Source organism: Rhodoplanes elegans, from assembly GCF_016653355.1.
Lineage (GTDB): Bacteria > Pseudomonadota > Alphaproteobacteria > Rhizobiales > Xanthobacteraceae > Rhodoplanes > Rhodoplanes elegans.
In genome coordinates this window covers 1-21711 of record NZ_NHSK01000291.1, presented here as the reverse complement: position 1 = coordinate 21711, position 21711 = coordinate 1, and the positions used below count along the sequence as shown (strand labels likewise).

The window sequence follows — 21711 nt, the reverse complement described above, 5'->3', positions numbered from 1 at the left end:
GACACGAGGCTTTCGATCTGCGTCTCGCCCGCCGTGTTCCAACCCTGTATACAAGGTGTCGCTGCCCGCGCATGCGTGCCGGACGGCAACACGAAAAACAACAGGAGGAACCCCATGGCCCCGCGCATCAGCTACGTCGACCCCGCTACCATCACCGATCCGGCGATGACCGAGGAGCTGCAGCGTTGCGCCCGCGAGGGCACGCCGCGTCCGGAGAGCCAGGCCGTGCGGGCACACGTGCCGGCGGTGTTCTGGTCCTTCGCCGACACCTGGCGCACCGTGTTCCACCAGGGCGTCGCCGACCACTCGATAAAGGAGCTGTGCCGGGTCTACGTGTCGCGCTCGGTGCTGTGCGAGTTCTGCGGCAACCAGCGCTCGATCAAGTCGGCCAAGGCCGGGCTGGTGGAGGACGACTACCGCGACCTGATCAACTTCGAGTCCTCGACCCGCTACGACGACAAGCAGAAGGCCGCCCTCTCCTACGCCGAGGCGATCACCTGGGACCTGCCCACGGACGACGCCTTCTGGGCGCGGCTGCATGCCCATTTCTCCGAGCCGGAGCTGGTCGAGATCGGCTACTTCGTCGCCGTCACGATGGGCCAGCAGCGCTGGCTGCGCACCCTGAACATCGAGCACCATCAGGTGCTGGCCGGCCAGGACGGCTCGATGGCGCCGGGCTTCGAGACCGCCGAGGCGCTCGCGCGATCGAAGGCCGACCCGGACTACTGGGCGAAGTCGAAGATCCGCCCCGCCACGGCGGCGTGACGGAGCTGCGGCGACCCGCCCAGGGTCCGTCGCAAGCAGGCCTCAACCGTCCTCGTGTTCGCGACGCCGGGCGGGATGCCTGATGGTGAGGACCACGATGTCCCCGGTCGCCTCGTCGACGCTGTAATAGACGAGGTACGGGTACTTCCGGGTGATCAGCTTCCGGACGCCGGCCACGGATTGCCGGCGGCCGGCTCGCGGAAAGAGAACCAACGTCCGGATGCTGTCGAGAATGGCGTCTCGCACGCGAAACGCCGCCGCCGGGTCGTGAAACCGGATGTGGTCGGCGATGCCCGCGAGGTCGGCGACGGCCCGGCGGGTATAGCGAATTCTCATGCCTCGAAGCGATGAAGGGCGGCGTCGACCTCGGCATCTGTCGCGAACTCGCCGCGATCGGCCTGCGCGAGCCCCTCGCGGACGGCCGGCGCATCGGCGGGATCGATCGGCTCGGGCGGTCGGTCGTCGGCGAGGATGTCGAGCATGACGCGGGCGAGCTCGTCCTGCGCGTCCGGCGGGAGGGCCCGGGCGGCCTCGACGGCCTGGTCGAAAAGCTTCGTCATGACGGAATTATAGGGCTCTTTCGACGATCCGGACAACCGGCGACGCCCGGACGGTGAATCGCCGAGGAGGCCGAACGGACCACCCCATCGCCCGCCTCCTGTCACGTACGGCCTGCTATACTGCCGCCATGGCTGACCGTGCTCCTCTTCCCGTCGCCGCGCCGGCGGCCGCCCCCGTGGCGGTGCCGGCGACGCGCACCCGCCTCACCGCCCGTACCCTGCTGCTCGGCGACCGTATCGACACGGCCGGCCTTGAGCGCAGCGACCTCGTCTCGACGACGCCGCTCGCCTTCCGGACCGGCGCGGCCGGCTATGCCGTGCTGTTCCGCTACGGGGTGGCCGTGCTGGTCGGCCTGTCGCCCGTCGAGGAGGACGAGCTGGTGCGGGCGCTCGGGCCTCGCCTCGCCGGCCAGTACGAGACGATCGAGGACGAATCGACCACCGTCGAGATCGCCCCCGACCAGGACGACCAGGTGGTGCCGGGCGGCCCGGTGGCGATCCGCGCCCTCACCCCGCCCCGGATTCTCGTCATCGCCGACGTGCTCGCCAAGAACGCCGCGCTGGCGCGCGACGAGCGCGAGGTCGGCACGGTCCTGGAGGTGATGGAGCCGTTCGCGGCGGCGCTCGCCCGCACCGGCCGCACCCCCTCGGGACGTCGCCAGATGCTGCGCACCATCGGCCAGGCCCTGCAGGTGCAGCACCGCCTCGCCGGCCGCGTCGAGATCGAGGACAAGCCCGACATCCTGTGGGACCAGCCGGAGTTCGAGCGGCTGTGGCTGCGCCTCGCCGACGAGTACGAGCTGAAGGAGCGCGCCACCTCGCTCGCCCGCAAGCTCGAGGTGATCGACGACACGGCGCGCGCCATCACCGACATCATCGACACCCAGCGCAGCGTGCGGCTGGAGGCGACCATCGTCCTGCTGATCGTCGTCGAGGTTCTGGTGACGTTCTACGAGCTGTTCGTCCGCGGCAGCCATTGACGCCGGTGCGCCCCGATTCGGCGCACCGATGGTGCGAGCCAAGATCCATGCGACACCTCTTCGGCATCCTGTCATTCCGGGTTCGCGGCTTCGCCGCGCCCCGAAATGACTCCAGAACAGGGCCACCCGGTTCTTCGCACGGCACAACCCCGTCGTGCGCAACCCCCTCTTCCTGTCGCCGGAGTCGATGCTATGACGGCTAGGCCATGCATGATTCGATCATCCTGCGAGACCAGACCGACGCCGATCGCGACGCCGTGCGCGCCGTCGTGACCGCCGCCTATCGCGGCCTCCCCATCGCCTCCGGCACCGAGCCGGCCATCATGGACGCCCTGTGGGCGAGCGGCGGCGCCATCGTCGCCCTGGTGGCCGAAGACTTTTCCGGCCTGGTCGGCCAGGCGGCGTTCTCGGCCGTGCAGATCTTCGGGCCCGGCTTCCGCATCAACGGCAACGGCACGAACGGTGGCTGGGTCGCGCTCGGCCCCCTGTCGGTGCGGCCCGACCGGCAGCGCGCCGGCGTCGGCACGGCGCTGATCCAGGAGGGGTTCTCCCGCCTGAAGGCGCGCGGCGCCGCCGGCTGCCTGGTGGTCGGCGATCCGGCCTATTACGGCCGCCACGGGTTTCGCCGCCCGGCCGGCCTGCACGTCCCCGGCGTTCCCGACCGCTACGTCCTCGCGGTCCCGTTCCGCGGCTCGCCGCCGCCGGCCGGGACGGTCGAGTACCACGAGGCGTTCTCGGCGACGTGAGCCACCCGCTCGACAAAAAAACCGGCCCGCGAGCGGGCCGGCCATCGTTCACACGTCCGAAGCTCGCACGTCCGAACGCACTCGGACGCTCGCTTGGCGACGGACAACGCTCAGCAGCGGCCCCACACGCTGCGGCCGCGCCAGTGGCAGCGCGGGCGGCTGCCCCAGCGCCAGTGGCTGCGGTTGGGCCCGTGCACGTAGCCGCGGCTGCCCCAGCGCCAATGGCTGCGGCGGGCATAGTGCCACTGCGCCTGGATCACGGCCTCCTGGACCTCGGCTGCCGACAGAAGGCCGGAGGCCCCGGTGGCCGGCGCGGCGGACGCCGGCGCCATTCCGAACAGCGCGATGCCGACGGCAGCGGCAGCGGCCAGGATCGTTCCACGCATCTCGATCTCCTCTCCGACCGTCGAGGAAGGCTCCGACCGGGCGGGCCGGCGACGGTCCATGACTGGGACAGATTCGGGGTCGACGTCGGCTCTCCGACGTCCTCGATGGCTTCAAGGGTGGCGTACCCTGGTCGCGCCGATCCTCCGTCGCTGGTTCCGGTGTGATCCCCGAGGCCCGGCAGCGGGCGCTGCCGACACCCATAACGCTCTCGAATCACAGCATAATTATGGAGAGACTGTTCATCCGGCGTTCATCCGGCGGCCGCGGCCTACCGGCTCTCTCCAACGCTTTCGCGGCGATATTGTTCACGTCCGGCGCGCGGGCTATTCGATCGCCCCATGACCAAGACCCTGATTCCCCCCGATCCGTCGGACGTGCACGACGTCGCGCTGCGCGAGGCCCTGGAGGAGCGCTACCTCGCCTATGCGCTCTCGACCATCATGCACCGCGCCCTGCCCGACGCCCGCGACGGGCTGAAGCCGGTGCACCGCCGCCTGCTCTATGCGATGCGCGAGCTGCGCCTCGATCCCGGCGCCGCGTTCAAGAAGTGCGCGCGTGTCGTCGGCGACGTGATCGGCAAGTTCCACCCGCACGGCGACCAGGCCGTCTACGACGCGCTGGTGCGGCTCGCGCAGGACTTCTCGGTCCGCTTCCCGATGGTCGACGGCCAGGGCAACTTCGGCAACATCGACGGCGATAACGCCGCCGCCATGCGATACACCGAAGCGCGCCTCACCGAGGTCGCGCGGCTGATGCTCGATGGCCTCGACGAGGACGCGGTCGACTTCCGCCCGACCTACGACGGCTCCGAGCAGGAGCCCGTGGTGCTGCCCGGCGCGTTTCCCAATCTGCTCGCCAACGGCGCCCAGGGCATCGCGGTCGGCATGGCGACGGCGATCCCGCCGCACAACGCTGCCGAGCTGTGCGACGCCGCCCTGCATCTGATCGAGCATCCCGACGCCAAGCCGAAGGCGCTGATGAAATACATCCCCGGTCCGGACTTCCCGACCGGCGGGCTGATCATCGACAGCCGCGCGACCATCGCCGAGGCCTACGAGACGGGGCGCGGCTCGTTCCGGGTGCGGGCGCGCTGGCACAAGGAGGACGGCGCGCGCGGCACCTGGCTGATCGTGATCACCGAGATCCCGTGGCTGGTGCAGAAGTCGCGGCTCGTCGAGCGCATCGCCGAACTCCTGAACGACAAGAAGCTGCCGCTGGTCGGCGACGTGCGCGACGAATCGGCCGAGGACATCAGGCTCGTCATCGAGCCGCGCGCAAAAACGGTCGACGCCGAGCTCCTGATGGAGTCGCTGTTCAAGCTGACCGACCTCGAGTCGCGCATCCCGCTCAACATGAACGTGCTGGTCGGCGGCCGCATCCCCAAGGTGATCGGCCTCCACGAGGCACTCCGCGAGTGGCTCGACCATCGCCGCGACGTGCTGGTGCGACGTTCCAATCACCGGCTCGGCGTCATCGCCCACCGGCTCGAGGTCCTGGGCGGCTATCTGGTCGCCTATCTGAACCTCGACAAGGTGATCAAGATCATCCGCACCGAGGACGAGCCCAAGCCCGTCCTGATGAAGACGTTCAAGCTCACCGACGTGCAGGCGGAAGCAATCCTCAACATGCGGCTGCGCAACTTGCGCAAGCTGGAGGAGATGGAGATCCGCTCCGAGGACGCGGCGCTGCGCGCCGAGCAGCGCGAGCTGCAGGGGCTGGTCGGCTCCGAGCCCAAGCAGTGGGCCAAGATCGCCGAGCAGATCCGCGAGGTGAGGACCAAGTTCGGCCCCAAGACGCCGCTCGGCAAGCGCCGCACCGGCTTCGCCGAGGCGCCGGCACACGACGAGGCGGCGATCGAGGAGGCGATGGTGATCCGCGAGCCGATCACCATCGTGGTCTCCGAGAAGGGGTGGATCCGCGCGCTCAAGGGCACCGTGACGGACCTCTCCGGCGTCCAGTTCAAGGCCGACGACAAGCTCAAGTTCACGTTCCCGGCCGAGACCACCTCGAAGCTCCTGGTGCTCGCCACCAACGGCCGCTTCTACACGCTCGACGCCGGCAAGCTGCCGGGCGGGCGCGGTCACGGCGAGCCGGTGCGCCTCTACATCGACATGGAGCAGGAGGCCGACCTCGTCGCCGTCTTCCCGTTCGTCGGCGGCCGCAAGTTCCTGGTCGCGAGCCAGGGCGGCCACGGCTTCGTGGTGAGCGAGGACGAGTGCCTCGCCAACACGCGGCGCGGCAAGCAGGTGCTCAATGTCGAGATGCCGGACGAGGCGCGCCTCGTCACCACCGTCACGGGCGATCAGGTCGCGGTGATCGGCGAGAACCGCAAGCTTCTGATCTTCCCGCTCGACCAGGTGCCGGAAATGAACCGCGGCAAGGGCGTGCGGCTGCAGAAGTACAAGGACGGCGGCCTCTCGGACCTCAAGACCTTCACGGGCGCCGAGGGCCTGAGCTGGACCGACTCGGCGGGTCGCGTCTTCACCCAGACCCTGAAGGAGCTCGCCGAATGGCGCGGCAACCGCGCCGACGCCGGCCGCCTGCCCCCCAAGGGCTTTCCGCGCAGCGGCAAGTTCGAGAACGCGATCTGAGACCGGCTCGTTGGTGATGGCCGGGCTCGGCCGGTCAGCCGCCGAGTCAGGCGTGAGGGCACAGCCTCTCGGTGGTCGCCGTCCGCGCAGGCGGACGGCCCAGTTTCCACTGGCCTCACGTTGGTTCAACCGAAGCGCTGCGGTGTACTGGGTGCTCCGCCTTCGCGGAGCACGACGGCGGAGAGGGTTCGGACCTGGAGTTGGCGATCATGAGACTCGTCCCGGCCATCCACGCTCTTGATCTTGCACCGCTGCCAGATCGTGGAGACCCGCGACGCGCGCCGGCATGGCGAGCCTGGGGGATTTGAAGGTGGCAGACCGCCGCGATTGGCACGCCCCGTCTCACCAACGGTCTCGTGAAACGCGAAGGCCCGCCACGGGGGTGCCGGGGCGGGCCTGGGATCCTGAGACAGGATGTCACGCGGCCGGCCCGGTGCGTTCGTCACGCGCCGTCGGCGGCGAAAGGCTGGTCGAGCGCTACGCCCGGGCGATGCGCCATGCGTTCCGCAGGGCGTCCACGCGCGCGAGCGGGTACCGGCGATAGATGCCGTAGTGCATGACAAAACGTCGAACGAATGCGTTCATGGTGACCCTCTGACGTTTCGATCCCTCTGACAACGATCGGGAGCCGGCTTTGTTCCCGCGGCCCTCCTTTTTGACCATCATATGGCCAATTGCCGCCTTGTTTCTAGCGGTACCAGAGTCTTGTTAAAATAATTTGACGCTGCACTGCAGCGTTGCTTGCGCTTGTGCGAGAATGACTCCGAGGTATTTGCGCCCCGCGTGAATCCGCTGGCGCTCGACAGTGCTAAACCGTCGCAGCGCAGCACGCCGGCGCGGCCGCCCGCGCCACCGCGGCCAGGAAGGCCGTGCGGGCATCGGGCAGCGGCAGGCCGCGCGGCTCGAAGACATGGCGGGCGAGGAAGAAGCCCGTCATCCGGAAGGCGTCGGCGAGGTGCTCGGGGCTCGCTTCGTCGTGCTCGGCGGCCAGGAACGCCGGCAGAGGCAGCAGCCGGTCGTGCCACGGCGCGCCGACCGCGCGCGACACCGCCCGTCCCGACTTCGGTGACACGTAGACGAGGTCGTCGGCGGTGCCGGAGACGGCGCAGCGGTCGAGATCGAGGCCGAAGCCGAGCTCGGCGAGGAGCTGCAGCTCGAACCGCACGACGAGCGCGCCGGCGAGCGCCGGTTCGGCGATGTGGTCGAGGATCGCCTCCAGGGCGTCGTGGACGAGCGGATGCGGGTCCCGCTCCGGTAGCAGGCGGGTCAGCGCGGCGAGATGGACGATGCCGTAGAGCGCGTGCGGACGGGCGAGCAGCGCGCCGGCGCGCAGCCGCACCCCTTCGACCGAATAGTTGCCGAGATGCTCCTCGAGCCGCGCCCGCCAGATCGCGGCGACCCGGTTGCCGGGTTGCAGCACCGGCTGCAGGCGCGGCCCCGCCCCGCCCCGCACCAGCCCGAGATGGCGCCCGTGGTCGCGCGTCATCAGCTCGACGATGGCGCTCGTCTCGCCGTGCCGCCGCACCCCGAGCACGATGCCTTCCTCGGACCACTGCATGGGAGAGATGTAGACCGGGATTCGGCGGCGCGGAAGCCGCGCCTCGTTGCTGGTAGCCCGGATGGAGCGCAGCGACATCCGGGGACGACGGCCGCCGCTGTCCCGGGTTTCGCTACGCTCAACCCGGGCTACCGGCTGCTACCGACTTCGACCGAGGGCGTCGCGCCCTACCCCTTCGGGAACTCCAGGCCCATCTCGCGGTAGCGCTCGGGGTCGTCGGACCAGTTCTCGCGCACCTTCACGAACAGGAACAGGTGGACCTTCTGCTCGAGCAGGCCGGCGAGCTCCAGTCGCGCGTCGGAGCCGATCGACTTGATGGTGTGGCCGCCCTTGCCCAGCACGATCTTCCGCTGGCTCTCGCGCTCGACGAAGATGGTCTGCTCGATGCGCACCGAGCCGTCGGGCTGCTCGGTCCACGAGTCGGTCTCCACCGTCGAGCGGTAGGGCAGCTCCTGGTGCAGCTTGAGAAAGAGCTTCTCCCGGGTGATCTCGGCCGCGAGGCTGCGCATCGGCGCGTCCGACATCTGGTCCTCGGGATAGAGCCACGGCCCCTCCGGCACCTGCGCGGCGAGCCTCTCGGCGAGATCCGGCACGCCGTTTCCGCTCATCGCCGAGATCATGAACGTGTCCGTGAAGGCGACCCGATCGTTGGCGGCCTGCGCCAGCGCCAGCAGGGCCGGCTTCGCCACCAGGTCGACCTTGTTGAGCACCAGCGTCCTGGGCTGGCGCACCTCGCGCAGCTTGTCGACGATGGCCGCCGTCTCCTCGTCGAGGCCGCGCTTGGCGTCGACCACCAGCACGGCGAGGTCGGCGTCCTGGGCGCCCGACCAGGCGGTCGTCACCATGGCGCGCTCGAGCCTGCGGCGCGGCGCGAAGATGCCGGGCGTGTCGACGAAGATGAGCTGCGACGCCCCCACGATGGTGATGCCGCGCACCAGCGTGCGGGTCGTCTGCACCTTGGGGCTGACGATCGTCACCTTGCTGCCGACGAGCGCATTGACCAGCGTCGACTTGCCCACATTGGGCGCGCCGATCACGGCGATGAAGCCGCACCGGGTTTTTCCGGGCGCCACGTCGGACGTCGGCTCGGGCATGGACGGTGTGTCGGTCATCGGGGCTCGCGGTCGGAGGTCGGAAGATCGTGGTCGGGAAAACGGGTCGGAAAACGGGATCAGGCTTCGGCCGGGACGGCGGACACGCCCTCGCGGCCTAGGAAGGCGGCGGCCGCGGCCTGCTCGGCGGCGCGCTTGGACCGGCCGATGCCCTCGGCCGGCGGCAGGTCGGGCAATTCCACCACGACCTTGAACTCGGGATCGTGATGCGGGCCGGTGCGCTCGACCTCGCGATAGCTGGGCGTCGGCAGCCCGCGGCCCTGCGCCCACTCCTGCAGGATGGTCTTCGAATCGCGCAGCGGCCGGGTCGGCGTGCGCATGCGCTCGCCCCACAGCGCCTCGATCATGGCGGCGGCGGCCGGATAGCCGCCGTCGACGAAGACGGCGCCGATCACCGCCTCGCAGATATCGGCCAGGATCGCGGTGTTGCGCCGCCCGCCGCCGTTCGCCTCGGAGACGCCGAGCTTGATGGCGGGGCCGAGATCGAGCGTGCGGGCGACGTCGGCGCAGGTCTCGCGGCGGACCAGGTCGGCGAGCCGACGCGACAGCTCGCCCTCCTCGGCCTTCGGGAAGCCGCGGAACAGCATGTCCGAGACGACGAGGCCGAGGACGTGATCGCCGAGGAACTCGAGCCGCTGGTAGCTGCCGGCGCGGCTCTTGCCGGAGAGCGCCGAGATGTGGGTCAGCGCCGTCTCCAGCAGCTTCGCGTCGGAGAACGTGTAGCCGATGCGGGCCTCCAGCTCGCGCCGGCCCGGCTTGGTCCGTGTGCTCATCTCACCAGCGTCAGCAGCCGCCCCCAGCGCACCGCGTAAGGCCACGCCCAGACGTGCCAGGCGGGCACGCCGTCGCCGACCGAGAAGAAGATCACCTGGGCCTTGCCGATGATGTTGTCGAGCGGCACGTAGCCGACCTGGCTCAGCACCCGGCTGTCGGTCGAGTTGTCGCGGTTGTCGCCCATCATGAAGAAGTTGCCGGGCGGCACCTCGTAGACCGGGGTGTTGTCGAGGAAGCCGTTGTCCTGCAGGTCGAGCGTCTCGTAAGAGACGCCGTTCGGCAAGGTCTCCTTCCAGCGCCGGACCCGCACGGTGCGGCCGCCCTCCTCGTCGACGAAGTCGGAGACGCGCTCGCGCGTCACCGGCTGGCCGTTGATGTGCAGGAGGCCCCCGACCATCTGGATGCGGTCGCCCGGCAGGCCGATCACCCGCTTGATGTAGTCGGTCGAGTCGTCCTTGGGCAGGCGGAACACGACGACGTCGCCGCGCTGCGGCTCCGAGCCCATGATGCGGCCGTTGAACAGCGGCAGCGACAGCGGGAAGGAGTAGCGGCTGTAGCCGTAGGAGTATTTGGAGACGAACAGGTAGTCGCCGATCAGCAGCGTCGCCATCATCGAGCCGGACGGGATGTTGAACGGCTGGAACAGGAAGGTCCGGATGACGAGCGCGATGATCAGCGCGTGAAAGATGACGCGGGCGGTCTCGAGAAGCCCACCTTCCTTCTTCTTCTCCTGCGGCTTCTCCTGGCTGTCGTACACGCTCATCGGCCTCTCGTTGTTCGCCTGTCCGGATCACCTGCCCGGATCGCCGGCGCGGTTCGCCTGCACGCGGTGTCGTGCCGAAGCGGCGGGCCGGACCGGTCGTCGCCCCGACGGTCGGACCGGGACAGAGGTTCGGCGGTGAACCATCGCGGCGGGCCCGCAACAGACCAGCGGGCGAGACCGGCGGACGAGACGGCGACGACGCGATCGGCGCAGCGGCGTCCTGGTTCTAGCGGCTCGGCGGGACCGGCGCAATTGACGCGCTCGCCTCGTCCCCGGCGGAACGCGGTACCGCCGAGATCACCACGAAGGCCTGGGCGAGCGGGTACTCGTCGGTGAGCGCGAGGTCGATCCGGGCCTCGCAGCCGGGCGGCGTCAGGGCGGCGAGACGCTCGGCCGCAGCCCCGGTGAGCCGCAGCGTCGGCTTGCCGGACGGCAGGTTCACCACCCCCAGGTCGCGGAAGAACACGCCGCGGCGGAAGCCGGTTCCGAGCGCCTTGGCGCAGGCCTCCTTGGCGGCGAACCGCTTTGCGTAGGTCTCCGCGCGGTTCTTGCGGCGCTCGGCGAGCGCCCGCTCGATCGGGGTGAAGCAGCGCGCGACGAAGCGGTCGCCGTGCCGCTCGAGCGTCTTCTCGATGCGGCGGATGTCGCACAGGTCGGTGCCGATGCCGATGATCATGCGCCCATCCTCGGGGTCAGCGCCCGGCCGCCTCGCGGCTGGCCGCCTCGCGGCCGCGCTGCATGGCGGCGCGCATGCGCCGGATCGCCGCGCCGAGGCCGTCGAACACCGCCTCGGCCACCAGCCAGTGGCCGATGTTGAGCTCGACCACCTCGGGCAGCGCCGAAATCGCCTCGGCCGTCACCGGGTCGAGGCCGTGCCCGGCATGCACCTCGAGGCCGCGCGCCTTGGCCTCGCGGGCGGCCCGGACGATGCGCTCGAACTCGGCCTGGGCGTGCAGGCGCTCGCCGGCCGCGACGGCCTCGCACCAGGTGCCGGTGTGCAACTCGACGACGGGAGCACCGGCCGCCACCGCGGCGTCGAGCTGCAGCGGGTCGGGCGCGACGAACAGCGACACTCTTATGCCGGCGGCGCCGAGGGTGCGGACTCGGGGCGCGAGGTCGTCGAGCTGGCCGGCGGCATCGAGGCCGCCCTCGGTGGTGCGCTCCTCGCGCCGCTCCGGCACCAGGCAGGCGGCGTGCGGCTTCAGCCGCAGCGCGATCTCCACCATCTCGGGGGTGGCCGCCATCTCCATGTTGAGCGGCACCGTGAGCTGCGCCTTCAGCCGCGCCATGTCGTCGTCGCGGATGTGACGGCGGTCCTCGCGCAGATGCGCCGTGATGCCGTCGGCGCCGGCCGCGACGGCGATCTCGGCGGCGCGCAGCGGATCGGGATGCCGCCCGCCGCGGGCGTTCCGCACGGTCGCGACATGGTCGACATTGACGCCGAGGCGGATCTTGGGAGCGGTCACGGGCGGGCTCCGGAGCACAAATACGAGGCCGCCGGTGTGCAGCAGAACCGGCACGGGTTCAAGGGCGGGCGACGGGCTATAGCCTACTTCGCCACGCCGGCACGGAGCCGGCGCCGGCTGTGCGGGAAGGCGCGGGCCCCGGCTGTCCTTCTCCCCGCGTGCGGGGAGAGGTTCAAGCACGCCGCGCGCGGGGAGAGGTGAAAGAGGTCGCGGCGTGTCCCCTACCCCACCACCCGGTCGGCCTTGGCGACGACCGTCTTGGCGCGGAGCTGGGAGATGATCCCGGTGAGGTGCTTGAGGTCGTAGACCTCGAGGTCGATGGTGAGCTGGCTGAAGTCGGGCGCGTTGCGGCTCATCCGCAGGTTGTCGATGTTGCCGTCGTGGTCGGCGATCACCTGGCAGACCTGGGCGAGCGAGCCGGGCTCGTTGACCGACTGCACGAAGACGCGGGCCGGGAAGCGCTGCGGCGTCTTCTCGTCGATGTCCCAGCGGACGTCGAGCCAGCGCTCAGGCTGGTCCTCGAACGCGGTGAGGGCCGGCGACTGGATCGGGTAGATGGTGATGCCCTCTCCGGGCGTCAGGATACCGACGATGCGGTCGCCCGGCACGGCGCCGCCCTCCGGAGCGAAGCGCACCGGCAGGTCCGAGTTGATGCCGCGGATCGGGATCGCGTCGTCGGTCGCGCCCGGCACCTTGAACTTCACCGACTGCCCGGTCTTCAGCCCGAACCAGCTCTTGTCGGGCTTCGGCACGGCGGTCGCCCGCTCCTCCTTGTAGTCGGGATACATGGCGCGCACGACGTCGGACGCCTTGATCTCGCTGCGGCCGACGGCGGCGAACACGTCCTCGATGGTGGCGCGCGCGAGCCGCGGCAGCGCGCCGGCGAGCTTCTCGTTGGAGTATTCGCGCTTGGCCCGCTGGCACATGCGCTCGACGATGCGCTTGCCGAGCTCGGCATACTGGTTGCGCACCGCGACCCGCGTGGCGCGCCGGATGGCGGCGCGCGCCTTGCCGGTGACGACCACCGACTCCCAGGCCGCCGGCAGCGCGTTCGGCCCGCGCGCGGTGAGGATCTCGACCTCGTCGCCGTTGTGCAGCTCGGAGATCAGCGGCGCGATCTTGCCGTTGACCTTGCAGCCCACCGCGCGGTTGCCGACGTCGGTGTGGACCGCATAGGCGAAGTCGATCGGGGTGGCCGAGCGCGGCAGCGCGATCAGCTTGCCCTTGGGCGTGAAGCAGAACACCTGGTCGTGGAACAGCTCGAGCTTGGTGTGCTCGAGGAACTCCTCCGGATTGGAGCCGACCGCCAGCAGCTCGATGGTGCGGCGCAGCCACGCGTAGGCGTTGGATTCGCGCGTCAGCGTCTCGTTGGGCGAGCCGAGATCGTCCTTGTAGAGGGCGTGCGCCGCAATGCCGTATTCGGCGATCTCGTCCATCTCGTGGGTGCGGATCTGCAGCTCGACGCGCTGGTTGCGCGGCCCGATCACGGTCGTGTGGATCGACCGATAGTCGTTCTGCTTGGGGGTCGAGATGTAATCCTTGAAGCGGCCCGGCACGACCGGCCAGGTGGTGTGGACGACGCCGAGCGCCTGGTAGCAGTCGGCGAGCGAGCCGACGATCGCGCGGAACGCGTAGATGTCGGAGAGCTGCTCGAAGCCGAGTGCCTTGCGCTCCATCTTGCGCCACACCGAATAGGCGTGCTTGCGGCGGCCGAACACCTCGGCCGTGATGCCGCGGGCGGCGAGCTTCACGGTGAGCTGCTGCTCGATCTCGGCGATCAGGTCGCTGTTGCGGGCGGCGAGACGCTCGAGCCGCGCGTCGATCACCTTGAAGGCGTCGGGATGCAGCTCGCGGAAGGCCAGGTCCTCGAGCTCGCTGCGCATCTCGTGCATGCCCATGCGGCCGGCGAGCGGCGCATAGATGTCGATCGTCTCCTCGGCGATGCGGCCGCGCTTCTCGACCGGCATGTAGACGAGGGTGCGCATGTTGTGCAGGCGGTCGGCCAGCTTGACCAGCAGCACCCGCACGTCCTCGGCGATGGCGAGCAGCAGCTTGCGCAGGTTCTCGGCCTGCTTGGCCTCGCGCGACACCAGCTCGAGCTTCTTCAGCTTGGTCAGGCCCTCGACCAGATGGCCGATGTCGGCGCCGAAGATCTGGTCGATGTCGGTGCGGGTGGCGTCGGTGTCCTCGATCGTGTCGTGCAGCAGCGCCGCCACGATGGTCGCGTCGTCGAGCTTGAGGTCGGTGAGGATCGCCGCGACCTCGAGCGGATGCGAGAAATAGGGGTCGCCCGAGGCGCGCATCTGCTCGCCATGCGCCTTCATGGCGTAGACATAGGCGCGGTTGAGCAAGTCCTCGTTGGTGTTCGGGTTGTACTTGCGGACGCGCTCGACCAGCTCGTACTGCCGCATCATCCGCTTGGCGGGCGGCGGCGCGGACGCGGGCACGGTCCCGGGGGGCGCGGCGCCGCGCGGCGCTTGCATCGGCGCCTGCATCTGCATCCGCGGCAAGTTCGTCACCGGGGGACCCACCCTCGCCTCCTCGGCCGGCCGCAGGCCGGCGATTCGTGTCAGTCTTCTTGCGCGACACGGCGCAGCGACGCCGTGGCGGCTCATGTGAACGGTCGGACGGGCCCTGACCAGGCCCGCCACGAACCGTCGTTCAGGATAACATGGCGCCGAGTTCCTACCGCAACAACAACGTCGTGACGCAAAAAGCCGGACCTGGCCGGAACCGAATTCAAGAACAAAAAACCGGCGGGCCGAGGGCGCCGCCGGTGTCCATCACGATCACGATCGCGGATCGCAGGTCGGCCGTGTGCCGTGCGCCGCGCGGGCGCCCGGCACCGCCGGACGCGATCACTCCTCGTCGTCGACCTCGACCGGCTCGGGCCGCTCCTCGGGCGGAGCCAAGCCCTCGAGGCCCTTGAGCAGTTCCTCCTCGGTCATCCGCTCCAGCACCACCTCGGTATCGTCGGCATCGACGCCCTCGCCGCCGGCGCCGATCAACGGGATCGACTCGGGCTCGGGCTCATCGACCTCGACGTACTTCTGGAGCGAGTGGACGAGCTCCTCCTTGAGATCCTCGGGCGAGATCGTCTCGTCGGCGATCTCGCGCAGCGCGACCACCGGGTTCTTGTCGTTGTCACGGTCGACCGTGATCTGGGCGCCGGACGAGATCATGCGGGCCCGGTGGCCGGCCAGGAGAACCAGCTCGAACCGGTTGCTGACCTTGTCGATGCAGTCTTCGACGGTGACGCGTGCCATGCGAGGGCGGACTCCTGGATCGAATTCCTGTGGGGTTTGCTCTCTCGTAATCGTCCCCGTGTCAAAGTGCAACGGTCGACTGGCCGCATTGCAATTTTTTATGAGGTATTTCGATCGTGAATTGACTAGAACAAGGAGCGCAGACCGGATATGTGATTGACTGACACGGATTTTGGATGCAGCCCTTGCTTCTGCGTGGCAAGCACGTGACGACCCATTTCGGTCGCGACCATCCGAACAGTCCGTACACAGAGCGTCGACGCAGCGAGCCCGGATGCGCGGCCATTCACGGCATGCATCCGCTATACTAAGATACCAAATAACGAGAGACCCATGGCAGTGCCAAGTGAGAAAATCGCTCTGTTCATCGATGGAGCAAATCTGTACGCGACCGCAAAGTCGCTGGGATTTGACATCGATTACAAGCGGTTACTGCGCGAGTTCCAGGGCCGAGGATATCTTCTACGCGCCTTCTATTATACGGCGGTTGTCGAAGATCAAGAATACTCGTCGATTCGCCCCCTGATCGACTGGCTTGACTACAATGGTTACACGGTGGTGACGAAGGCCACCAAGGAGTTCGTCGACCAGACCGGCCGGCGCAAGGTGAAGGGCAACATGGACATCGAGCTCGCGGTCGATGCCATGGAGATCGCCGGCAACATCGATCACATGGTTTTGTTCTCCGGCGACGGCGATTTCCGCTCGTTGGTCGAGGCCGTGCAGCGGCGCGGCGTTCGCGTGACCGTGGTGTCGACCATCTCAACGCAGCCCCCGATGGTGGCCGACGAGCTCCGCCGCCAGGCCGACGTGTTCCTCGACATCGTCGAGCTGCAGCCGAAGATCGGTCGCGATCCCGGCGAGCGCGCCGAGCGGGCCGCCCGCGAGCCGCGCCACACGCCGCAGTTCCTCACCCGCGGCACCACCCCGCGGTCGTCGACCCCTGCCCCGGCGCCGGCCACCGGCGACACCTTCGACGAAGACTGACGGTCGACCGTGCCGCGTCCGTCCGCCGCCGCATCCCGGCGGGCCGAGCCTGCGCTCGGCCCGGGCGGAACGGTGCGACCGACGGAGCCGACGGCTCGGCCGGCGGAGCCGGACCGCGACTGCCCGCGCTGCCCCCGCCTCGTCGACTTCCGCGAGACCTGGCGGGCCAAGAAGCCCGACTGGGAGAACGCGCCGGTGCCGTCCTTCGGCCCGGCCTCGGCCCGCCTCCTGATCGTCGGGCTGGCCCCCGGCCTGCAGGGCGCCAACCGCACCGGACGCCCGTTCACCGGCGACTACGCCGGCGATCTCCTGTATGCGACCCTGAAGGAGTTCGGCTTCGCCCGCGGCACCTACGACGCCCGCCCCGACGACGGGCTGGAGCTGATCGACGCCCGTATCACCAATGCGGTGCGCTGCGTGCCGCCCGAGAACAAGCCGACCGGTCCGGAGATCACCACCTGCCGGCCGTTCCTGGTCGCGACCATGGCCGAGATGCCGAACCTCGCCGCCATCGTGGCGCTCGGCCGCATCGCCCACGACACCCTGATGGGCACGCTCGGCTGGAAGAAGTCCGCCCACCCGTTCGGCCACGGCGCCGTGCACCCGGGGCCGGGCGGCGGGGCGACCGTCTTCGACAGCTACCACTGCTCGCGCTACAACACGAACACGGGCGTGCTGACGCCCGAGATGTTCCGAGCCGTGTTCGCGAAAGTGCAGGCGCATCTCGTCGACGCGCCACCCAAGCTCTGAACGCCGATCGCGGCACCGAACGTCAGTTCAGCCCTTCACGCTGGCGCGCAGCAGGCGGCCCTTCTCGCGGTCCCAGTCACGCTTCTTCTCGGTCTCGCGCTTGTCGTGCAGCTTCTTGCCGCGCGCGATCGCCAGCTCGATCTTGGCCCGGCCGCGGTCGTTGAAGTACATCCGCAGCGGCACGATGGTCATGCCGTCGCGGTCGATCCCTTGGGCGAGCCGGGCGATCTGGCGCTTGTGCAGAAGGAGCTTCCGCCGCCGCTTCGGCTCGTGGTTGAAGAACGGCCCGGCCTGCAGGTATTCGGGGATGTTGGCGTTGACGAGCCAGATCTCCCCGCCCTTCGCCTCGGCGTAGGATTCCGCAATCGTCGCACGGCCCTGGCGCAACGACTTCACTTCGGATCCGAGCAGCGCGATGCCCGCCTCGAAGGTCTCGCCGATCTCGTAGTTGAAGCGCGCCCTGCGGTTGTCCGCGACGATCTTACGCGCTTTTTCCCTGTCCTTGTTGTCAGCCATGATCTCGGTTCACGAAGCGCGGGCGCCCTCTTTCAGGAGGTCGCGGATCTCGGTCAGGAGCTCTTCCTGGCGTGGCGGGGTCGCCGGCTTGGGCGGATCGGCCTGCCGCAGCCGGTTCATCGCCTTGACCACGAGGAAGAGCACCCAGGCGACGATCACGAAGTTGATGCACAGGGTCAGAAAGCTACCCCAAGCCAACACGGCTCCCTGCTTCTTGGCCTCCGCCAACGTATCGGCCGTGACCTTGGAGGAGAGCGGCAGGAAGTAGTTCGAGAAGTCCAGACCACCGGTGATCGCGCCGACGATCGGCATGAACACGTCGGCGACCAGCGACTGGACGATGTTGCCGAAGGCCGCACCGATCACCACGCCGACCGCGAGGTCGACGACATTGCCGCGGACGGCGAACTTCTTGAACTCCTCGAGGATCGGCATGGTGGGGGCTCCGCCAATATGGTGGTACTGCGTGCCCCCGGCAACGGCCGGACCGGAGTCCGTGTTCCTGCCGGCCTCAGTTGATCAGGCCGGCATGCACCATGGCGTCGCGCACCGCCTGCTTGGTCTTGTCCGAGCACGGCACCATCGGCAGCCGCACCGTGTCGGCGCAGCGGCCGAGCACCGAGACCGCGTACTTGATCGGCGACGGGTTGGTCTCGATGAACAGCGCCTGGTGGAGCGGCAGCAGCTTGTCCTGGAGGGTCAGCGCGGTGGCGTAGTCGCCCTTCAGGCAGGCGGCCTGGAACTCGGCGCACAGGCGCGGGGCGACGTTCGAGGTCACCGAGATGCAGCCGTGGCCGCCATGCGCCATGAAGCCGAGCGCGGTGCCGTCCTCGCCGGAGAGCTGGTTGAAGTCCTCGCCGATCACGGCGCGCTGCTGCGAGACGCGCAGGACGTTCGCGGTCGCGTCCTTCACGCCGGCAATGTTCGGGAGTTCGAACAGGCGCTTCATCGTGTCGACCGACATGTCGATCACGGAGCGGGCCGGGATGTTGTAGATGATGATCGGGATGCCGATCGCGTCGTTGACCGCCTTGAAGTGCTGGTACAGGCCTTCCTGGGTCGGCTTGTTGTAGTAGGGCGTGACCACGAGGACGCCCGACGCGCCCGCCTTCTCGGCGTGCCGCGACAGCGCCACCGCTTCGGCCGTGGAGTTCGAACCGGCGCCGGCGATCACCGGCACGCGGCCCTTGGCCTGGTCGATGCACCACTCGACGACGCGGTGATGCTCCTCGTGCGACAGGGTCGGGCTCTCGCCCGTGGTGCCGACCGGCACCAGCCCGTTGGTGCCCTCGGCGATCTGCCAGTCGACCAGCGCCCGGAACGCCGCCTCGTCGACCCCGCCGTTCTTGAACGGGGTCACCAGGGCCGTGAAGGATCCTCGGAAATTGCTCTTGGCGGCCATTGGAAATCACTCCTGCGTCGCGGCTTCGCCCCGGATCGGCGCGGCGACGAAGTGTTGGTTTTATCGGGTCGGATCGGACGATGAAAGCCCTGTCGTCGGATCGACATCGTCGGACGGAGCGCGCCCGGCCGACCGCCGCGAAACGCGAGCCGGGTCCATGCTCGCGCCGCGATTGCGCCGAAACATGGCCATGTTCGACCCCGATTAGGGACTTGTTAACGAGAGCGGCCGGAAGGTCGCCGGGGGCGGGTCTGGTGCTGACCAGGGGGGATGGTCCGTGGTCGCTTTTCTTCGTGTCCGGCAGATGAGGCTCCGTCAGACCGTTTCGGCGGTCGCGATCGCCGCGCTGATCGGCGCCGGCGCATTGGGAGCTGTCGCGCTCGGCGCGGCCGGTCCCGCGCACGCCGCGCCGTCCTCCGACAAGACCTCGCCCGACAAGTCCGCATCGGCGAAGCCCACGGACAAGAGCAAGGCGGGCAAGGACACGAAGTCCACGGCCAAGCCGACAGACAAGAAGGCCGACGCCAAGAAGTTCGACGCGAAGAAGACGGACACGAAGAAGGCCGACGCCAAGAAGCCGGATCCGAAGAAGCCCGACAGCAAGAAGGTCGAGGCCAAGACGGACTCGAAAAAGCAGGACGCCAAGAAGCCGGACGCGAAGAAGGACGCCAAGGCGTCGCCGCCGAAGGCCCAGGCGAGTGCCAAGCCCGCCGCGGGTCCAGGCGCGCCGCCCCGCCCGCTCGCGCCACCGAGCCGCTCCGCCTCCGCCGACCCGAGCACGCCGATCGGACTGCACAGCGCCGGCGCGACCGAGGCGCCCGAGACGACGGCCGCGACCGCCGCCTACACGCCCGTCTCCTACACGCCCGCCCCGAGCGCCGGCGAGGCGCTGGCCTATGCGCCGACCCGCTCGACCTCGAGCGGCGATCTGTCGATCGTCAAGCAGGCGCTCGCCGCCGCGCGGCGTGGCCGCACCAGCGACGCGACCGAGCTGCAGGCGAGCCTCTCCGATCCGCTCGCCCAGAAGCTCGTCGAGTGGATGATCCTGCGCGCCAACGACAACGGCGTCTCGTTCTCCCGCTACGCCCGCTTCGTCGAGGCGAACCCGACCTGGCCGAGCAACGGCATGCTGCGCCGGCGCGCCGAGAACATGCTGTGGACCGAGAAGGCCGACCCGGCGACGGTCCGCGCCTTCTTCTCCGGCCGCGAGCCGCTCGGCACCCGCGGCAAGCTCGTCTACGCCCGCGCCCTGATGGCCGCCGGCGACCGCGCCAAGGCCGCCGGCTATGTCCGCTCCGTGTGGCGGACCGACTCGTTCGGCCGCGATCTCGAAGAGGAGATCCAGGAGACCTTCCCCGGCATGATCACGCGCGCCGACGACAAGGCGCGCATGGACCGCCGGCTCTACGAGGCGGACGACCTCGAGGTCGCCATGCGGGCGGCCAACCGGCTCGGCGGGTCGGAGCCTTCGATCGCCAAGGCGCGCCACGCCGTCAACCAGAAGGCCGGCAACGCCAAGGCGCTGCTCGACGGGCTCGGCGCGAGGAACGACATCGGCCTCGCCTTCAGCCGCATCCAGTGGCTGCGCCGCGCCGAGCATTATCAGGAGGCGGCGCGCATCATGCTGGCGATCCCGCGCCAGCTCGACGACGCGCACGATTCCGACGAGTGGTGGATCGAGCGCCGTCTGCTGGCCCGCAAGCTGATCGAGCTCGGCGATCCCAAGTCGGCCTACATCGTGTGCCGCGACGCGACGCCGCCCGAGAAGGAGAACTATCAGGTCGAGCACGAGTTCATGGCCGGCTGGATCGCGCTGCGATTCCTCAACGATCCGGCGACCGCCTCGAAGCACTTCGCCCGCATCCCGGCGACGGGCGTGAAGAACCCGATCTCGCTGTCGCGCGCCGGCTACTGGCTCGGTCGTTCCGCCGAGGCGGTCGGCCGGCGCTCCGAGGCGCGCGCCCATTACGAGCAGGCGGCGCGGTGGAGCACCGCCTATTACGGCCAGCTCGCCCGTGCTCGCCTCGGCCTCGGCGAGATCGCGCTGCGCAACCCGCCCGCCATGTCGGCGGACCGGCGCGCCGCCGTGGCGCGGCTCGAGGTCGTGCGCGCGGTCGAGATTCTCTACGCCATCGACGAGCGCGACCTCGTGATCCCGTTCGTCGCCGACCTCGCCGATCGGACGAGCGACGCCGCCGCCCTCACCCTGATCGCCGAGATCGCCGCCAAGCACGACGACGCCCGCGCCGTGCTGCTCACCGGCAAGACCGCGCTCGGCAACGGCCTGCCGCTCGATCACGCCGCCTTTCCGACCATCGGCCTGCCGCGCTACTCGCCGATCGGCCCGGAGGTCGAGCCGGCGATCGTCTATGCGATCGCCCGCCAGGAGAGCGCCTTCAATCCGAAGACCGTGTCGACCGCCAATGCGCTCGGCCTGATGCAGGTGACGCCGGCGGCCGGTCGCTTCATCGCCAAGACGCACGGCGTGCCGTTCGATCAGAAGCGGCTGCTGCACGACAAGGTCTACAACGTGCAGATGGGCGCCGCCGAGCTGGGCGGCAACATCGCGGCCTACAACGGCTCCTATATCCTCGCCTTCGCCGCCTACAACGCCGGCCGCGGCCGGGTGAAGGAGTGGATCGAGCGCTTCGGCGATCCGCGCGACCCGAACGTCGACGCGGTCGACTGGGTCGAGCGCATCCCCTTCTCCGAGACGCGCAACTACGTCCAGCGCATCATGGAGAACGTGCAGGCCTACCGGGTCCGCTTCGGCGGCGGTACCCGCCTGCTGATCGAGGCCGACCTGAAGCGCGGCGGCAGCGTGAACTGAAATAGTACGGCGTCCGTGTCCCGGACGCCGGGCAGCGCGGAGCGATGCTCGGCGAGCCGGGACCCAGGGGCGACTCCACGGATCGATTCGAACGAGACATACACCGCGAGGGATTCCGGTGTGGCCCCTGGACCCCGGATCTGCGGCGCATCCGGCCTGCGGCCCGATGCACCTTGTCCGGGGCACGCAGCACCCGGACCACGCGGCCGAGATTCGGGTGAGCCGCTCGCCCTCCCCCGACTCGCGGTTCGTCCCCCT

The 21711-nt window shown here is 69.3% G+C and carries 21 protein-coding genes; 7 read left to right on the top strand and 14 right to left on the bottom strand.

Annotated features, from left to right (window positions below):
* The first annotated feature begins 114 nt into the window (after nt 1-114).
* Nucleotides 115-765 (top strand): carboxymuconolactone decarboxylase family protein, encoded by a 651-nt coding sequence (locus tag CCR97_RS29275; RefSeq protein WP_111356460.1) that lies wholly within the window; start codon nt 115-117, stop codon nt 763-765.
* Nucleotides 766-807: 42 nt separating this feature from the next.
* Here the strand turns inward: CCR97_RS29275 and CCR97_RS29270 are convergent, their stop codons facing one another.
* Nucleotides 808-1101, bottom strand: a complete 294-nt coding sequence (locus CCR97_RS29270; RefSeq protein WP_111356459.1) for a type II toxin-antitoxin system RelE/ParE family toxin — start codon at nt 1099-1101, stop codon at nt 808-810.
* Nucleotides 1098-1325 (bottom strand): hypothetical protein, encoded by a 228-nt coding sequence (locus CCR97_RS29265; RefSeq protein WP_111356458.1) that lies wholly within the window; start codon nt 1323-1325, stop codon nt 1098-1100. Before CCR97_RS29265 ends, CCR97_RS29270 begins: the two co-directional genes overlap by 4 nt.
* Before the next feature lie 128 nt (nt 1326-1453).
* Between CCR97_RS29265 and CCR97_RS29260 the strand changes: the two genes are divergently transcribed.
* On the top strand, nt 1454-2305 hold the full coding sequence (locus CCR97_RS29260; protein ID WP_170145754.1) for an RMD1 family protein: 852 nt from the start codon (nt 1454-1456) through the stop codon (nt 2303-2305).
* Between the two features lie 206 nt (nt 2306-2511).
* A complete protein-coding gene (locus CCR97_RS29255) occupies nt 2512-3051 on the top strand; it encodes a GNAT family N-acetyltransferase (protein WP_201160151.1) in 540 nt (179 codons plus the stop codon).
* Nucleotides 3052-3161: 110 nt separating this feature from the next.
* On the opposite strand, the gene CCR97_RS29250 is transcribed toward CCR97_RS29255, so the two are convergent.
* Complete coding sequence (locus CCR97_RS29250; protein ID WP_146618693.1) at nt 3162-3437, bottom strand: hypothetical protein; 276 nt, start codon at nt 3435-3437, stop codon at nt 3162-3164.
* 339 nt (nt 3438-3776) lie between these two features.
* On the opposite strand from CCR97_RS29250, the gene parC reads away from it, so the two are divergent.
* On the top strand, nt 3777-6029 hold the full coding sequence (gene parC, locus CCR97_RS29245; RefSeq protein ID WP_111356455.1) for a DNA topoisomerase IV subunit A: 2253 nt from the start codon (nt 3777-3779) through the stop codon (nt 6027-6029).
* Between the two features lie 808 nt (nt 6030-6837).
* Here parC and recO read toward each other — a convergent pair.
* From recO to rpoZ, 8 genes are all read right to left on the bottom strand, one after another.
* Nucleotides 6838-7587 carry a DNA repair protein RecO gene (gene recO, locus CCR97_RS29240; RefSeq protein WP_111356467.1) on the bottom strand — a complete coding sequence of 250 codons (750 nt, stop codon included), beginning with the start codon at nt 7585-7587 and terminating at the stop codon, nt 6838-6840.
* A 167-nt stretch (nt 7588-7754) separates the two neighbouring features.
* Entirely contained in the window at nt 7755-8681 is a 927-nt protein-coding gene (gene era, locus CCR97_RS29235) for a GTPase Era (protein WP_111356466.1), read from the bottom strand.
* 77 nt (nt 8682-8758) lie between these two features.
* Nucleotides 8759-9472, bottom strand: a complete 714-nt coding sequence (rnc, locus tag CCR97_RS29230) for a ribonuclease III (RefSeq protein WP_111356454.1) — start codon at nt 9470-9472, stop codon at nt 8759-8761.
* Nucleotides 9469-10236 (bottom strand): signal peptidase I, encoded by a 768-nt coding sequence (lepB, locus tag CCR97_RS29225; RefSeq protein WP_111356453.1) that lies wholly within the window; start codon nt 10234-10236, stop codon nt 9469-9471. Before lepB ends, rnc begins: the two co-directional genes overlap by 4 nt.
* A 226-nt stretch (nt 10237-10462) precedes the next feature.
* Nucleotides 10463-10912 carry a holo-ACP synthase gene (acpS, locus tag CCR97_RS29220; protein ID WP_111356452.1) on the bottom strand — a complete coding sequence of 150 codons (450 nt, stop codon included), beginning with the start codon at nt 10910-10912 and terminating at the stop codon, nt 10463-10465.
* Between the two features lie 16 nt (nt 10913-10928).
* A complete protein-coding gene (locus CCR97_RS29215; protein WP_111356451.1) occupies nt 10929-11702 on the bottom strand; it encodes a pyridoxine 5'-phosphate synthase in 774 nt (257 codons plus the stop codon).
* A 221-nt stretch (nt 11703-11923) separates the two neighbouring features.
* Nucleotides 11924-14203, bottom strand: a complete 2280-nt coding sequence (locus CCR97_RS29210) for a RelA/SpoT family protein (protein WP_201160152.1) — start codon at nt 14201-14203, stop codon at nt 11924-11926.
* 357 nt (nt 14204-14560) lie between these two features.
* Nucleotides 14561-14968, bottom strand: coding sequence for a DNA-directed RNA polymerase subunit omega (rpoZ, locus tag CCR97_RS29205; RefSeq protein ID WP_111358542.1), 408 nt, complete (start codon nt 14966-14968; stop codon nt 14561-14563).
* A gap of 333 nt (nt 14969-15301) precedes the next feature.
* Between rpoZ and CCR97_RS29200 the strand changes: the two genes are divergently transcribed.
* Nucleotides 15302-15955, top strand: a complete 654-nt coding sequence (locus tag CCR97_RS29200) for a LabA-like NYN domain-containing protein (RefSeq protein WP_111358541.1) — start codon at nt 15302-15304, stop codon at nt 15953-15955.
* A 72-nt stretch (nt 15956-16027) separates the two neighbouring features.
* Nucleotides 16028-16705 (top strand): uracil-DNA glycosylase, encoded by a 678-nt coding sequence (locus CCR97_RS29195; protein WP_111358540.1) that lies wholly within the window; start codon nt 16028-16030, stop codon nt 16703-16705.
* 27 nt (nt 16706-16732) lie between these two features.
* Here the strand turns inward: CCR97_RS29195 and smpB are convergent, their stop codons facing one another.
* The 3 genes from smpB to dapA form a co-directional block, all read right to left on the bottom strand.
* Complete coding sequence (gene smpB, locus CCR97_RS29190; RefSeq protein ID WP_111358539.1) at nt 16733-17221, bottom strand: SsrA-binding protein SmpB; 489 nt, start codon at nt 17219-17221, stop codon at nt 16733-16735.
* A gap of 9 nt (nt 17222-17230) precedes the next feature.
* Nucleotides 17231-17656, bottom strand: a complete 426-nt coding sequence (mscL, locus tag CCR97_RS29185; RefSeq protein WP_111358538.1) for a large conductance mechanosensitive channel protein MscL — start codon at nt 17654-17656, stop codon at nt 17231-17233.
* Between the two features lie 76 nt (nt 17657-17732).
* Nucleotides 17733-18623: a 4-hydroxy-tetrahydrodipicolinate synthase gene (gene dapA / locus CCR97_RS29180; protein ID WP_111358537.1), complete on the bottom strand. Its 891-nt coding sequence runs from the start codon at nt 18621-18623 to the stop codon at nt 17733-17735.
* A 304-nt stretch (nt 18624-18927) separates the two neighbouring features.
* On the opposite strand from dapA, the gene CCR97_RS29175 reads away from it, so the two are divergent.
* A complete protein-coding gene (locus tag CCR97_RS29175) occupies nt 18928-21453 on the top strand; it encodes a lytic transglycosylase domain-containing protein (RefSeq protein WP_111358536.1) in 2526 nt (841 codons plus the stop codon).
* The last annotated feature ends 258 nt before the right edge of the window (nt 21454-21711 follow it).

Bases quoted from the DNA above. Each gene is read 5' to 3' on its own strand.
- acpS (WP_111356452.1), bottom strand. From the start codon at position 10,912: ATGATCATCGGCATCGGCACCGACCTGTGCGACATCCGCCGCATCGAG.
- dapA (WP_111358537.1), bottom strand. From the start codon at position 18,623: ATGGCCGCCAAGAGCAATTTCCGAGGATCCTTCACGGCCCTGGTGACC.
- CCR97_RS29200 (WP_111358541.1), top strand. From the start codon at position 15,302: ATGGCAGTGCCAAGTGAGAAAATCGCTCTGTTCATCGATGGAGCAAAT.
- CCR97_RS29265 (WP_111356458.1), bottom strand. From the start codon at position 1,325: ATGACGAAGCTTTTCGACCAGGCCGTCGAGGCCGCCCGGGCCCTCCCG.
- CCR97_RS29255 (WP_201160151.1), top strand. From the start codon at position 2,512: ATGCATGATTCGATCATCCTGCGAGACCAGACCGACGCCGATCGCGAC.
- CCR97_RS29250 (WP_146618693.1), bottom strand. From the start codon at position 3,437: ATGCGTGGAACGATCCTGGCCGCTGCCGCTGCCGTCGGCATCGCGCTG.
- smpB (WP_111358539.1), bottom strand. From the start codon at position 17,221: ATGGCTGACAACAAGGACAGGGAAAAAGCGCGTAAGATCGTCGCGGAC.
- rnc (WP_111356454.1), bottom strand. From the start codon at position 9,472: ATGAGCACACGGACCAAGCCGGGCCGGCGCGAGCTGGAGGCCCGCATC.
- rpoZ (WP_111358542.1), bottom strand. From the start codon at position 14,968: ATGGCACGCGTCACCGTCGAAGACTGCATCGACAAGGTCAGCAACCGG.
- era (WP_111356466.1), bottom strand. From the start codon at position 8,681: ATGCCCGAGCCGACGTCCGACGTGGCGCCCGGAAAAACCCGGTGCGGC.
- CCR97_RS29175 (WP_111358536.1), top strand. From the start codon at position 18,928: ATGAGGCTCCGTCAGACCGTTTCGGCGGTCGCGATCGCCGCGCTGATC.
- CCR97_RS29210 (WP_201160152.1), bottom strand. From the start codon at position 14,203: ATGCAGATGCAGGCGCCGATGCAAGCGCCGCGCGGCGCCGCGCCCCCC.
- recO (WP_111356467.1), bottom strand. From the start codon at position 7,587: ATGCAGTGGTCCGAGGAAGGCATCGTGCTCGGGGTGCGGCGGCACGGC.
- CCR97_RS29260 (WP_170145754.1), top strand. From the start codon at position 1,454: ATGGCTGACCGTGCTCCTCTTCCCGTCGCCGCGCCGGCGGCCGCCCCC.
- CCR97_RS29275 (WP_111356460.1), top strand. From the start codon at position 115: ATGGCCCCGCGCATCAGCTACGTCGACCCCGCTACCATCACCGATCCG.
- CCR97_RS29270 (WP_111356459.1), bottom strand. From the start codon at position 1,101: ATGAGAATTCGCTATACCCGCCGGGCCGTCGCCGACCTCGCGGGCATC.
- mscL (WP_111358538.1), bottom strand. From the start codon at position 17,656: ATGCCGATCCTCGAGGAGTTCAAGAAGTTCGCCGTCCGCGGCAATGTC.
- lepB (WP_111356453.1), bottom strand. From the start codon at position 10,236: ATGAGCGTGTACGACAGCCAGGAGAAGCCGCAGGAGAAGAAGAAGGAA.
- parC (WP_111356455.1), top strand. From the start codon at position 3,777: ATGACCAAGACCCTGATTCCCCCCGATCCGTCGGACGTGCACGACGTC.